The sequence below is a fragment of the Stenotrophomonas sp. YJH_SMC_119 genome (assembly GCF_059368315.1).
In genome coordinates this window covers 75,123-88,394 of the sequence record NZ_JCAFRP010000014.1, presented here as the reverse complement: position 1 = coordinate 88,394, position 13,272 = coordinate 75,123, and the positions used below count along the sequence as shown (strand labels likewise).

At 67.4% G+C, this 13,272-nt stretch carries 13 protein-coding genes; 12 read left to right on the top strand and 1 reads right to left on the bottom strand.

Annotated elements, in window-relative coordinates:
- Window positions 1-97 precede the first annotated feature (97 nt).
- The 3 genes from AC5P6S_RS17950 (at window position 98) to xth (ending at window position 4,311) form a co-directional block, all read left to right on the top strand.
- Window positions 98-1,759: an MFS transporter gene (locus AC5P6S_RS17950; protein WP_012481637.1), complete on the top strand. Its 1,662-nt coding sequence runs from the start codon at window positions 98-100 to the stop codon at window positions 1,757-1,759.
- A gap of 213 nt (window positions 1,760-1,972) precedes the next feature.
- Complete coding sequence (locus AC5P6S_RS17945) at window positions 1,973-3,382, top strand: coniferyl aldehyde dehydrogenase (protein ID WP_043034417.1); 1,410 nt, start codon at window positions 1,973-1,975, stop codon at window positions 3,380-3,382.
- 161 nt (window positions 3,383-3,543) lie between these two features.
- Complete coding sequence (gene xth / locus AC5P6S_RS17940) at window positions 3,544-4,311, top strand: exodeoxyribonuclease III (RefSeq protein ID WP_495204696.1); 768 nt, start codon at window positions 3,544-3,546, stop codon at window positions 4,309-4,311.
- 72 nt (window positions 4,312-4,383) lie between these two features.
- Here the strand turns inward: xth and AC5P6S_RS17935 are convergent, their stop codons facing one another.
- Complete coding sequence (locus AC5P6S_RS17935) at window positions 4,384-4,635, bottom strand: GlsB/YeaQ/YmgE family stress response membrane protein (RefSeq protein WP_044571088.1); 252 nt, start codon at window positions 4,633-4,635, stop codon at window positions 4,384-4,386.
- A gap of 90 nt (window positions 4,636-4,725) precedes the next feature.
- Between AC5P6S_RS17935 and AC5P6S_RS17930 the strand changes: the two genes are divergently transcribed.
- The 9 genes from AC5P6S_RS17930 (at window position 4,726) to AC5P6S_RS17890 (ending at window position 13,185) form a co-directional block, all read left to right on the top strand.
- Window positions 4,726-5,325, top strand: coding sequence for a 4'-phosphopantetheinyl transferase family protein (locus tag AC5P6S_RS17930; protein WP_049397043.1), 600 nt, complete (start codon window positions 4,726-4,728; stop codon window positions 5,323-5,325).
- Between the two features lie 39 nt (window positions 5,326-5,364).
- Window positions 5,365-6,003 carry a 16S rRNA (guanine(527)-N(7))-methyltransferase RsmG gene (gene rsmG / locus AC5P6S_RS17925; RefSeq protein ID WP_012481632.1) on the top strand — a complete coding sequence of 213 codons (639 nt, stop codon included), beginning with the start codon at window positions 5,365-5,367 and terminating at the stop codon, window positions 6,001-6,003.
- A gap of 113 nt (window positions 6,004-6,116) precedes the next feature.
- Window positions 6,117-6,914 carry a ParA family protein gene (locus AC5P6S_RS17920; protein WP_005411653.1) on the top strand — a complete coding sequence of 266 codons (798 nt, stop codon included), beginning with the start codon at window positions 6,117-6,119 and terminating at the stop codon, window positions 6,912-6,914.
- On the top strand, window positions 6,914-7,837 hold the full coding sequence (locus tag AC5P6S_RS17915) for a ParB/RepB/Spo0J family partition protein (protein WP_005411652.1): 924 nt from the start codon (window positions 6,914-6,916) through the stop codon (window positions 7,835-7,837). Before AC5P6S_RS17920 ends, AC5P6S_RS17915 begins: the two co-directional genes overlap by 1 nt.
- A gap of 125 nt (window positions 7,838-7,962) precedes the next feature.
- A complete protein-coding gene (locus tag AC5P6S_RS17910) occupies window positions 7,963-8,697 on the top strand; it encodes a suppressor of fused domain protein (protein ID WP_024957791.1) in 735 nt (244 codons plus the stop codon).
- A 45-nt stretch (window positions 8,698-8,742) separates the two neighbouring features.
- Window positions 8,743-9,708 carry an NAD-dependent epimerase/dehydratase family protein gene (locus AC5P6S_RS17905; RefSeq protein WP_005411650.1) on the top strand — a complete coding sequence of 322 codons (966 nt, stop codon included), beginning with the start codon at window positions 8,743-8,745 and terminating at the stop codon, window positions 9,706-9,708.
- A gap of 89 nt (window positions 9,709-9,797) precedes the next feature.
- Window positions 9,798-10,520, top strand: a complete 723-nt coding sequence (locus AC5P6S_RS17900; RefSeq protein ID WP_005420380.1) for a glycosyltransferase family 2 protein — start codon at window positions 9,798-9,800, stop codon at window positions 10,518-10,520.
- A complete protein-coding gene (locus tag AC5P6S_RS17895; RefSeq protein ID WP_005414908.1) occupies window positions 10,520-10,867 on the top strand; it encodes a lipid-A-disaccharide synthase N-terminal domain-containing protein in 348 nt (115 codons plus the stop codon). Before AC5P6S_RS17900 ends, AC5P6S_RS17895 begins: the two co-directional genes overlap by 1 nt.
- A 545-nt stretch (window positions 10,868-11,412) precedes the next feature.
- Window positions 11,413-13,185 carry a DUF885 domain-containing protein gene (locus AC5P6S_RS17890; protein WP_049396040.1) on the top strand — a complete coding sequence of 591 codons (1,773 nt, stop codon included), beginning with the start codon at window positions 11,413-11,415 and terminating at the stop codon, window positions 13,183-13,185.
- Window positions 13,186-13,272: the final 87 nt, after the last annotated feature.

The window sequence follows — 13,272 nt, the reverse complement described above, 5'->3', positions numbered from 1 at the left end:
GAGATGGGGTGCCGGCCAAGGTCGGCATCTACCGAATTGAGTGCCGACCAACGGTCGGCACCCACCAACAACGATTGCTTCGGAGGGGAAGCGTCCCATGTCCAGTACACCCAGCACCGCACATAAAGCGGGCACCCTGACCAAGGGCCACAAGAAGGTCATCTTCGCCTCGAGCCTCGGCACGGTCTTCGAGTGGTATGACTTCTTCCTGTACGGCTCGCTCGCGGCCATCATCGCCAAGCAGTTCTTCAGCGGCGTCAATGAAACCACGGGCATGATCTTCGCCCTGCTGGCGTTTGCCGCCGGCTTCTTCGTGCGTCCGTTCGGCGCGGCCTTCTTCGGCAGCCTCGGCGACCGCATCGGCCGCAAGTACACCTTCCTGGTCACCATCCTGATCATGGGCATCTCGACCTTCCTGGTTGGCGTGCTGCCCAACTACGCCTCGATCGGTTTCGCCGCACCGGTGATCCTGATCATCCTGCGCCTGGCCCAGGGTCTGGCGATGGGCGGCGAGTACGGCGGTGCCGCCACCTACGTCGCCGAGCACGCGCCGGACGACAAGCGCGGCCTGTACACAAGCTTCATCCAGTGCACCGCCACGCTCGGCCTGTTCATGTCGCTGCTGATCATCCTGGCCTGCCGCTACTTCCTGGGCAATGAAGCCTTTGAAGCCTGGGGCTGGCGCATCCCGTTCCTGGTCTCGATCCTGCTGCTGGGCGTGTCGGTGTGGATCCGCCTGCAGCTGAGCGAGTCGCCGCTGTTCCAGCAGATGAAGTCCGAGGGCAAGGGTTCCAAGACGCCGTTCCGTGACAGCCTGAAGGGCGGCAACCTGAAGCTGATGCTGCTGGTCCTGCTCGGTGCGGCGGCCGGCCAGGCCGTGGTCTGGTACGGCGGCCAGTTCTACGCGCTGTTCTTCCTCAGCAGCATGCTGAAGGTCGATGCCACCACCTCCTACCTGCTGATCGCGGCCGCGCTGGCGCTGGGCGTGCCGTTCTTCATCTTCTTCGGCTGGCTGTCCGACCGCATTGGCCGCAAGAAGATCATCCTGGCCGGCTGCCTGCTGGCGGCCATCACCTACATCCCGATCTTCAAGGGCCTGACCCACTTCGCGAACCCGGCCATCGAAGAAGCGCGTGCATCCTCGCCGGCGCTGGTCGTCGCCGATCCGAACACCTGTTCATTCCAGTTCGATCCGGTGGGCCTGCGCAAGTTCACCAGCTCCTGCGACGTGGCTACCGCCGCGCTGACCAAGGCTGGTGTGCCGTACGACGTACAGCCCGCTGCCGCCGGTTCGCTGGCGATGGTGAACGTGGGCAGCGCCAGCGTCACCTCGTATGAGGCGGCCGGCCTGACCAAGGAAGAAGGCAAGGCCAAGGCTGACGCGTTCAGTGCGGAACTGAAGACCGCCCTGACCACCGCCGGCTACCCGGCCAAGGCCGATGGCGCCCGCATCAACATCGCCGGCACCATCTTCATGCTGTGGCTGCTGGTGCTGTACGTGACCATGGTCTACGGCCCGATCGCCGCTTACCTGGTCGAACTGTTCCCGACCCGCATCCGCTACACCTCGATGTCGCTGCCGTACCACATCGGCAACGGCTGGTTCGGTGGCTTCCTGCCGGCGATCTCGTTCGCGCTGGTGGCCGGTACCGGCAACCTCTACTACGGCCTGTGGTACCCCATCATCATCGCGCTGATGTCGGTGGTGATCGGCGGCCTGTTCCTGCGTGAGACCAAGGACGTGGATATCACCAAGTAACCGGTGTGCCGACCAACGGTCGGCACCCACCGGATTTCAGGGGCCGCGGTGCAGACCGCGGCCTTTCTGTTTGTGGGGCATGCCCACTCGGCTCGCATTCCGGTAGTGCTGGCCGCTGGCCGGCAACGGCTTTATGTCCGCGGAGATTCATGAGGTTGCCGGCCAGCGGCCGGCACTACCATTGGGTTGCGCAGCACCCCGTATAGTCGGCCCATGACCACCACTACGCCGGAAGACCTTCCCGCCCTCCTGCACACCCTGCGCAGCGCCTGGCAGTCGCAGCGCCCTTCGCCCGACCAGCGCGAAGCCGACCTGCGCCGCCTGCGCGAAGCATTGAAGCCGCGCCTGGACGAAATGGCCCAGGCCATCGCCGAGGACTTCGGCCATCGCGCCCACGTTGAATCGAAGCTGGCCGATGGCATGAGCGTGCTGTCGGCCATCGACCACCTGCGTCGCCACCTGCGGCGCTGGTCGAAGCCGCAGCGGGCATCGGCGGGATGGAAGTTGTGGCCAGCGCGCGCGCAGCTGCGGCCGACGCCGCTGGGCGTGGTCGGGGTGATCTCGCCCTGGAACTACCCGGTCACGCTGGCGCTGGTGCCGCTGGCCACCGCGATTGCCGCCGGCAACCACGTGTTGCTGAAGCCTTCGGAACACACGCCGCGCACCAGTGCGTTCCTGGCCGATCTGCTGGCCAGTGTGTTCCCGCCCGATCGGGTGGCGGTGGTGCAGGGTGGGGCGGACGTGGCGGCTGCGGTGTCTTCGCTGCCGCTGGACCATCTGCTGTTCACCGGCTCGACGGCCGTCGGCCGCAAGGTGATGGCCGCCGCGGCCGAGCATCTGGTACCGGTCACGCTGGAACTGGGCGGCAAGTCGCCGGCGATCGTTTGCAGCGACTTTCCACTTGAAAAAGCCGCTGCGCGGCTGGCCACCGGCAAATGGTTCAATGCGGGGCAGACCTGCATCGCGCCGGACTACGTGCTGATCGACACCGCGCGCCAGCGCGAGTTCGTGCAGGCGCTGCAGCAGCAGGTGCGCGAGCGCTATGGCGATTTCAGCGATGCCGGCGATTACACACGCATCATCAACGAGGGCCAGTACCAGCGCCTGCAGGGCTATCTGGCGCAGGCGCGCGAACGTGGCGTGCCGGTGATCCCGTTGGCGCAGGTGGACGCGGCGCGCGCCGACCGCGAGCGCTTGCTGGTGCCGACCGTGGTGCTGGACCCGCCGGACGACCTGGACCTGATGCGCGAGGAGATCTTCGGGCCGATCCTGCCCGTGCGTGCCTACCCGGATCTGGAAGCGGCGCTGGCCGATGTGCTGTCGCGCGACCGGCCGCTGGCGTTGTACCCCTTCAGCCATGACACGGCCACGGTGGAGCGCATCCTCGGCCAGGTGGTGGCCGGCGGGGTGACGGTGAATGACACGCTGCTGCACTTCGCCGCCGATGGCCTGCCGTTTGGCGGGGTGGGGGCCAGCGGCATGGGCGCGTACCACGGCCGCGCCGGGTTCGATGCGATGAGCAAGCGGCTGCCGGTGCTGTGGCAGTCGCGCTGGGCGGCCAGCGACCGGCTGCGGCCGCCGTATTCGAAGATTGCGGGGTTGTTGAAGCTGCTGCTTCGGTAGTGCCGGGCGCTGGCCGGCAACTGCGGGGTCTTGCCGGCGGTTCATGGGGTTGCCGGCCAGCGGCCGGCACTACCGGTGGGTGGCAGCCTTGGTTGGCACGCGGGGGCCGTGCGCCAACCAAGGCTGGCGTCTACCAAAGCTGGCCCGGGTAGAATGCCGGCATGAAAATCGCCTCGTGGAACGTCAATTCGCTCAATGTCCGCCTGCCGCACCTGGAGCAGTGGCTCAGGGATTTCGGCCCGGACATCGTCGGCATCCAGGAAACCAAGCTGGAGGACCACAAGTTCCCCGATTCGGCGCTGATCGCCGCGGGCTACCGCAGCGTGTTCGCCGGCCAGAAGACCTACAACGGCGTGGCGCTGCTGTCGCGTGAGCCGGCGCAGGACGTGCAGATCGGCATCCCCGGCTTCGAGGACGAGCAGAAGCGCGTCATCGCCGGTACCTTCGGCGACCTGCGGGTGATCAACCTGTATGTGGTGAACGGCCAGGACGTCGGCACCGACAAGTACGAGTACAAGCTGCGCTGGCTGCAAGCGGTGCATGCCTGGATCGCGCAGGAACTGCAGCGCCATCCGAAGCTGATCGTGATGGGTGACTTCAACATCGCCCCGGACGCGCGCGATGTGCACGACCCGGAGGTGTGGAACGACAACCACATCCTGACCTCCACCGCCGAGCGCGGCGCGCTCAACAAGCTGCTGCAGCTGGGTCTGCACGATGGCTTCCGCCTGCACAACGACGAGGCGGGCACCTTCAGCTGGTGGGATTACCGTGCCGCCGGCTTCCGCCGCAACCTGGGCCTGCGCATCGACCTGACCCTGGTCTCCGATGCGTTGAAGGGCAGCGCGGTGGCCTCGGGCATCGACCGCGAGCCGCGCACCTGGGAACGCCCGAGCGACCATGCGCCGGCCTGGGTGCAGATCGGTTGAAAGAACAGGGCCCGACGATTGCCGGGCCCGTTCTGGAACATCTGCCGGCCAGTGGCCGGCGCTACCCTCGGATCACCGTATGCTCTTGCGGGTGAACAGGTTGACGATCGCCAGCAGGATCACCGCGCCGATCAGCGAGAACAGGAACGTACGCAGGGTGATGGCATCGTTGATGCCGCCGCCGAACAGGAAGCCGGCAATCAGCGCGCCGACGATGCCGACCACGATGTTGAGGATGATGCCCTGCTGGGCGTCGCGACGCATGATGATGCTGGCCAGCCAGCCCACGATGCCGCCAACGATCAGCCAGATGATGATGCCCATGAACGTGACCTCTGTAGGGGGAAGGGACGGGGACCAGTTGACCCGCAGCGCCGTGAAACCGTCGTGCAATCCCGTGACGGGCGTGTGCGGATGAGCCTGCCAGCCACCCTCGACGGCCCCTGGCGCTTCGGCCCGGTGACGGTCTGGCGCTGCCCGCATGTGCCCGGCCAGCGCGGTGAGCCGCAGGCCCGGCAGGTGCTGGCGCAGGCGCTGGGCGGCGAACCCGACGCCCTGCCGCTGGTGCGCGACGACAAGGGCCGGCCGGAACTGGCCGGTGCGCTGGCCCACTACGGCACCGGCTGGAGCCACAGCGGCGAGGTGCTGCTGGTGGCGCTGGGCGAAGGTGTGCGGCTGGGCGTGGACCTGGAGCTGCTGCGGCCGCGGGCCCGCCTTCTGGAGATCGTGCAGCGCTTCTTCCACCCCGAGGAGGTGGCCTGGCTGGAAAGCCTGGACGAGGCCGGGCGCGAGCACTGGTTCTTCCGCGTGTGGTGCGCCAAGGAAGCGATGCTGAAGGCGCACGGGCAGGGCATCTCGTTCGGGCTGCACCGCCTGCAGCTGGCGCCGGGGGCCGATGGCGCCCTGCACCTGCGCTGGTGCGACCCGGAACTGGGCGAGGCCGCGCGCTGGCACCTGCACGAATGGCAGGCCACCGGCCAGTTCCGTGCGGCGTTGGCCTGGTATCCGCACTGAAGCGGGGAATCAGCGCGCAAAACCGGCGATAATGTCGGCATGAGCGAACACCCACTTCCCGCCAGCGTGGCTGCCACGCTGGAACAGGGCCTGGCCAGCATGGGCCTGGACGCCGCGCTGGCGCCGCCGCTGCTGCGCTACCTGGCCCTGCTACACCGCTGGAACGGCACCTACAACCTCACCGCCATCCGCGACCCGCAGGAGATGGTTACCCGCCACCTGCTCGATTCGCTGGCGATGCAGCCGTTCGTGGCTGATGGCAGCCTGGCCGACCTCGGTACCGGCCCCGGGTTGCCCGGCATCCCGCTTGCGATCGCCTGCCCGGGCCTGCAGGTCACCCTGGTGGAGAGCAACGGCAAGAAGGCGCGCTTCATGCGCGAGGCCGTGCGCCAGCTCGGCCTGGGCAACGCCCGCGTGGCCGAATCGCGGGCCGAAGCGCTGGACGAGGCCGGTCGTTACGACCAGCTGACCGCGCGCGCAATGGATACCCTGGCTGGCATCGTCCGCGTCGGTGGCCATCTGCTGCGCCCCGGTGGCGTGCTGCTGGCCATGAAGGGCGTCTACCCGCATGAGGAGATCGCGGAACTGCCGGCTGGCTGGCAGGTGCGTGAGGTGACCCCGCTGAGCGTGCCCGGCCTGGCCGGCGAACGCCACCTGGTCACCGTTACAGGTCCCTGATTCCCGCCGCCAGCCCTTTGTGGAACAACGGGTTGGCGATCCACGATTTCCGCAAGGGGCCGGTTGTACGCATAATGACCGGTCCCAACCATCCGTCGACGAGGCACACCCGCATGGCCCGCATCATCGCCATCGCCAACCAGAAGGGTGGCGTCGGCAAGACCACGACCGCCGTCAACCTGGCCGCTTCCCTGGCCAACGCACCCAAGCGCGTGCTGTTGGTCGACCTGGACTCGCAGGGCAACGCGACCATGGGCAGCGGCGTGGACAAGCGTGAGCTGGCGGCCTCCACCTGCGATCTGCTGCTGGGCGAGAACAGCGCCGCCGATGTGCGCGTGCAGACCGCCGAAGGCTACGACCTGCTGCCGGGCAACATCGACCTGACCGCCGCCGAGATCCAGCTGATGGGCCAGAGCGAGCGCGAGCAGCGCCTGAAGCGCGCATTGGCGCCGATCCGCGACGAGTACGACTACATCCTGATCGATTGCCCGCCGGCGTTGTCGCTGCTGACGCTCAACGCGCTGGCCGCCGCCGATTCGGTGATCGTGCCGATGCAGTGCGAGTACTACGCACTGGAAGGCCTGAGCGCGCTGGTGGAAACCATCGAAGCGCTGCGCACCAGCCTGAACCCGGCGCTGGAGATCGAAGGCGTGCTGCGCACCATGTTCGACGTGCGCAACAACCTGGCCAACGCAGTGTCGGCCGAGCTCACCGAGCACTTCGGCGACCGCGTGTTCCGCACCATCGTGCCGCGCAACGTGCGCCTGGCCGAGGCGCCCAGCCATGGCCAGAGCATCGTCGGCTACGACCGCGCCTCGCGCGGTGGCGTAGCCTACCTGGGCCTGGCCGGCGAGATCATCCGCCGCAACAACGAACGCAACAAGGCCGCCAAGGCCGTGGAGACCGTCTGATGACCAGCAGCAAGCCGGCAGCCAAGAAGCGAGGCCTCGGCCGTGGCCTGGACGCGCTGCTGGGCCCGAAAGGCGCGGTCAGCCAGGTGCAGGCCACCACCGCGGTGATTGAGCCGCTGCCGGGTGAAGTGCTGCGCAAGTTGCCGGTCGGCCAGCTGCAGCCGGGCAAGTACCAGCCGCGCCGCGAGATGGACGAGGGCAAGCTCTCCGAGCTGGCCGACTCGATCAAGTCGCAGGGCGTGATCCAACCGATCCTGGTGCGCCAGCTGCCGGCAGGCAACTACGAAATCGTCGCCGGTGAGCGCCGCTGGCGCGCATCGCAGCTGGCCGGCCTGGACGAAGTGCCGGTGGTGGTGCGCGAGCTGGAAGACCGCACCGTCATCGCGATGGCGCTGATCGAGAACATCCAGCGCGAAGACCTCAACCCGCTGGAAGAAGCCGAGGCGCTGCAGCGCCTGATCAGCGAGTTCACCCTGACCCATGCCGAGGCCGCCGAGGCCGTCGGCCGCTCGCGCGCGGCGGTGTCCAACCTGCTGCGCCTGCTGGAGCTGCCGGTGGCGATCCGCTTGCTGCTGGAAACCCGCCGCCTGGAAATGGGCCACGCCCGCGCGCTGCTGACCCTGGCTCCCGAGCTGGCTGGCAAGCTGGCGCAGGAAGCGGCCGATGAAGGCTGGTCGGTGCGCGAGGTCGAGCGCCGTGCGCAGGCCTTCGCGGCCGGCAAGGTGCCGAGCAACCGCCCGGTGGCGACGCCGAAGGTGCAGCAGGCCGACATCGCCTCGCTGGAAACCGAACTGTCCGAAGCACTGGGTGCCAAGGTGGCGATCAACCACGGCCGGGGCGGCAAGGGCAAGCTGATCATCCACTACACCGACCTGGATACCCTGGACGGCGTGCTGGAAAAGCTGCGTACGCGCCAGGGCTGAGCCCGGCGCAGCGCCAGGGGGTGCGGCCTGTTCCCGCCGCGTCCTGCAGATGACAGGGAACGCACCGCCGCGCGTGCCGGGGATGCACTGCTCTCCGGTCCGTGGCCTCATCCAGGGAACAGGACATGAGCAACGAATACGAGGACGTCAGCCCGGACGGCACCCAGATACTGGTACATCGCCGCGAAAAGGACTTCGTGCCCGCCATCGGCGAAGAACAGCACATCGAGGCGATCAGCGCCCACCTCGAACGCCATCTGGGCCCGGTGTCCGGTGTCTTCCACGAGATCATCTCCGATCTGGTGCACATCGACGTGCACGTGGTGCCGGCCAATGACCACTGCCCGTACCTGCGCCTGGTCACCTCCGGCATGAGCGACCTGCCGATGACCGTGCCCGCCGAGGTGGACGCGGACGTGCCGCGCTACATGGAACTGATGGTGACCCTGCCGGCCGACTGGCCGATCTCCCAGGACGCCTTCGAGGACGAGCGCAATTACTGGCCGGTGCGCCTGCTGAAGGGCATGGCACGGTTGCCGCACGAGTACGACACCTGGCTGGGCTTCGGCCACACCATTCCCAACGGCCATCCCAGCGAGCCCTACGCGCCGGGCGTGGGTTTCGACGGTGCCATCGTGCTGTCGCCGGTGACCGCCCCGGAGGACTTCGCCACGCTGGCGCTGGAGGACGGCAGGACCATCAGCTTCATGAGCCTGGTTCCGCTGTACCCGGAAGAGATGGACCTGAAGCTGAGGAAGGGCGCCGAGGTGCTGCTCGACCGCTTCGATGCGAAGAACATCCAGGACGTGATCGAACCCGGCCGCACCAACGTGGCGAAGAAGCGTTTCGGTTTGTTCTGAGACCGGTAACATCAGGGGCCTGAACTTCGTTTCCAGGCCCCTGTCATGACCATCCTGCTCACCGGCGCTGCCGGCTTCATCGGTGCCTACACCGCCCGCGCGCTGCTGGAGGCCGGCCAGCCCGTGGTCGGCCTGGACAACTTCAACGACTACTATGACCCGCAGATCAAGCGCGACCGCGTGGCTGCGCTGTGCCCGGCGCTGGACCTGCGCACCCTGGACCTGACCGACCAGCAGGGCCTGGCGGCACTGTTCGACGAGGTGAAGCCGACTGCGGTGATCCACCTGGCCGCGCAGGCCGGCGTGCGCTATTCGCTGGAAAACCCGCACGCCTACGTCGACAGCAACCTGGTCGGCTTCGTCAACATGCTCGAACTGTGCCGTCACCGTGGCGTGCAGCACCTGGTGTATGCCTCCAGCAGCTCGGTCTACGGTGATTCGGCCACGCCGCCGTTCTCCGAGGACCAGCGCGTGGACCAGCCGCGCTCGCTGTACGCGGCGACCAAGGCGGCCAACGAGCTCATGGCCTACACCTACGCGCAGCTGTACGGCCTGCATGCCACCGGCCTGCGCTTCTTCACCGTGTATGGCCCGTGGGGCCGGCCGGACATGGCACCGCTGCTGTTCTCGCGCGCGGTGCTGGCCGGGCGGCCAATCGACGTGTTCAACGAGGGCCGCATGCAGCGCGATTTCACACATGTCTCCGACATCGTGTCGGGTATCCTCGGCGCGCTCGCGCATCCGGCCGATGGTCCGGTACCGCACCGGGTGTTCAACCTCGGCAACCATACGCCGGTCGAGCTGGAGCGCTTCATCAGCGTGATCGAGCAGGCCGCCGGTCGCCCCGCGCAGAAGGTCTACAAGCCGATGCAGCCGGGCGACATGGTGCGCACGATGGCCGATACCCGGCGCGCCCATGACGCATTCGGCTTCGACGCGGTGACCCCGATCGAAGAAGGGTTGCCCCCCGTCGTGCAGTGGTGCCGCGAGTATTTTGGCGACCGCGCCTGAGGACGGATCCTCACACAGCCGGATTCATCTTCGGATAACCTCGGCTTCGGAGAATGCGCGGTCTTTGTCCCCCTTTGGCCGAGTGCCTTATGAGCCAACCCGAGCTTTCCGTTGTCGTCCCGGTGTTCAACGAACGCGACAACGTCGCCCCGCTGGTTGCCGAAATCACCGCTGCACTGCGTGGCCGGCTGCCGTTCGAGATCGTCTACATCGATGATCACTCGCGCGATGACACCCTGGCGGTGCTGCAGGGCCTGAAGGCGACCACACCGGAACTGCGGGTGCTGCACCATGTGAACCAGAGCGGGCAGAGCACCGCCGTGCGCACCGGTGTCAAGCATGCGCGGGCGCCGTGGATCGCCACCCTGGATGGCGATGGCCAGAACGATCCGGCCGATATCCCCAAGCTGCTGGCCGCGCGCGATGCCGCCGAGGCGCAGGTGAAGCTGTTCGCCGGCTGGCGGGTCAACCGCCAGGACAGCGGCAGCAAGCGCTGGGCCAGCAAGTGGGCCAACGCCATCCGCGCACGCATGCTGCGCGACGATACGCCCGATACCGGCTGCGGCATCAAGCTGTTCGAGCGCAGCGCGTTCCTCGACCTGCCGTACTTCGACCACATGCACCGCTATCTGCCCGCGCTGATGCAGCGTGCCGGCTGGAAGACCACCAGCGTGCCGGTCAACCACCGCCACCGTACCGCCGGCGTGTCCAAGTACAACAACCTGGGCCGTGCACTGGTCGGCATCCGTGACCTGCGCGGCGTGGCGTGGCTGATCACCCGCAGCAAGCGCACCGCGGTGGAGGAGCGTTGATGGATCTGGAGCTGCACTGGCTCGACCAGCCGCTGACCTGGTTGTACTGGACCGGCCTGCATGTGACCGGCTGGAAGCTGATCGGCTATACCGGCGCGCTGATGTTCGGCGGCCGCTGGCTGGTCCAGTTCATCGCGTCCAAGCGTGCGGGCAAGCCGGTGATTCCGCGCCTGTTCTGGTACATGAGCGTGGTCGGCAGCCTGATGACGCTGAGCTACTTCCTGTTCTCGGCCAAGCAGGACTCGGTGGGCGTGCTGCAGAACCTGTTCCCGGCGTTCACCGCGCTGTACAGCCTGCAGCTGGACATCAAGCACCGGGGCTGGAAGCGGGACAAGGCCAGCCATTGAGACTACGCCGGGATGCGGTCTGCCGTGGGTAGAGTCGACTGTCAGTCGACTTTCGCGCGGAGCGCGGGGTTTGCTGCATATGGCGGAAGAGCAGCCGACTGACAGTCGGCTCTACCACGCGCCTTCGGCGCTGGGGCCCCGGCCTGCGGCCGGTTCCCGGCCCTGCCTGCCGTGGGTAGAGTCGACTGTCAGTCGACTTTCGCGCGGAGCGCGGGGTTTGCTGCATATGGCGGAAGAGCAGCCGACTGACAGTCGGCTCTACCACGCGCCTCCGGCGCTGGGCCCCGGCCTGCGGCCGGTTCCCGGTCCTGCCTGCCGTGGGTAGAGTCGACTGTCAGTCGACTTTCGCGCGGAGCGCGGGGTTTGCTGCATATGGCGGAAGAGCAGCCGACTGACAGTCGGCTCTACCACGCGCCCCCGGCGCTGGGGGCCCGGCCTGCGGCCGGTTCCCGGTCCTGCCTGCGCTGCAGGCAGGACCTTCGTCCCATGCCGTGGGCCGTGGGCGGTGCCATCATCGGGGTCTGCCTTCCCGGGAACCTGTGCTCGTGAAAACCCGTCTTGCCGTTGCCCTGCTGATTGCCCTGTCCGCCCCCGCCGTGGCCCTTGCCGCGCCGCCTGCCACCGCCGCACCGGCCAGCGTGGCCACCGAATCGCCCGCCGATGCCGCCTTCCGCGCGCTGTACGAGAAGGAATGGAAGTGGCGCCAGCAGGGCGGCGGTGAGGCCAGCGAGGACGAAGACGCGCCGGCCAATGCCACCCGCATGCCCGATGTCGGCCCGGCCGCGCAGCAGGCGCGCCTGAAGGTGTGGGACGAGACCCTCGCCGCGCTGAAGAAGATCGACCCGAAGACCCTGTCGCCCGACAACCAGGTCAACTACGCGATCTACCACGACCAGGTGTTCAACCTGGCCGAAGAGACGCGCCTGCGCGGCTACGAGATGCCGTTCAACGCCGACTCCTCGTTCTGGTCCAACCTGTCCTTCATGGCCCGGCGCGAGATGAAGACCGTGCAGGACTACCAGAACTACATCGCACGGCTGAACGATGTGCCGCGTTACTTCGGCCAGCAGACCGAGAACATGCGTGCCGGCCTGAAGCGTGGCTTCAGCGTGCCGCGTGCCGTGCTCGATGGCCGCGAAGTGTCCATCGCCACCGTCGCCGAGCTGAAGGACCCGACCGGATCGCCGTTGTACGCGCCGTTCAAGAAGCTGCCCACCACCATCCCGGCCGCCGAGCAGGCCAGGCTGCAGGCGCAGGCGCGTGAAGCGATCAGCGGCAAGGTGGTGCCGGCGTTCCAGCAGCTGCGCACCTTCTTCGTCAACGAGTACGTGCCGCAGGCGCGCACCACCCTGGCCGCCGAAGCGATGCCTGATGGCAAGGCGTACTACAAGCAGCAGATCCACGAATACACCACGCTGGACCTGTCGCCGGACGAGATCCATCGCATCGGCCTGGATGAAGTCGCACGCATCCAGAAGGAAATGAACGACATCATCAAGCAGGTGAAGTTCAAGGGCAGCTTCGCCGAGTTCCTGACCTTCCTGCGTACCGATCCGCAGTTCTATGCCAAGACGCCGGAAGAGCTGCTGTCGCGTGCCGCGTGGATCTCCAAGCGGGCGGACGGCCAGCTCGGCAAGTACATGACGCTGCCGCGCGCGCGCTTCACCATCGTGCCGGTGCCGCCGGATATCGCGCCGTTCTGGACCGCCGGCCGTGGTGGCATGGGCACCTACTGGCTCAATACCTACAACCTGCCGTCGCGCCCGCTGTACAACCTGCCGGCACTGACGCTGCATGAGTCCGATCCGGGCCACGCGCTGCAGGGCGCGATCGCCGCCGAACAGAAGAACCTGCCCGAGTTCCGCCGCAACGCCTACATCTCCGCCTATGGCGAAGGCTGGGCGCTGTACTGCGAGAAGCTGGGCGTGGAGATGGGCATCTACGAAACCCCGTACGAGGATTTCGGCCGCCTGACCTATGAGATGTGGCGCGCCGCGCGCCTGGTGATCGACACCGGCGTGCACAGCAAGGGCTGGACCCGCGAGCAGGCGCTGGCCTACCTGCGTGACCACACCGCGCTGAGCGAGCATGAAGTGACCACCGAAGTGGACCGCTACATCTCCTGGCCGGGCCAGGCACTGAGCTACAAGCTGGGCGAGATCGCCATCGTGCGCCTGCGCGCGCAGGCCGAGAAGGAACTGGGCGACAAGTTCGACATCAAGGGCTTCCACGACACCCTGCTCAAGCAGGGCTCGGTGCCGCTGCCGGTGCTGGAACAGCAGATCCAAGCCTACATCGCCGAGCGCAAGAAGGCCTGACCGCTACCGGGTAGTGCCGGCCGCTGGCCGGCAATCCGACCCGGTCACGGGGTCGGATCCCTTTCCCAAGGAAAGGGCTCCGACCCC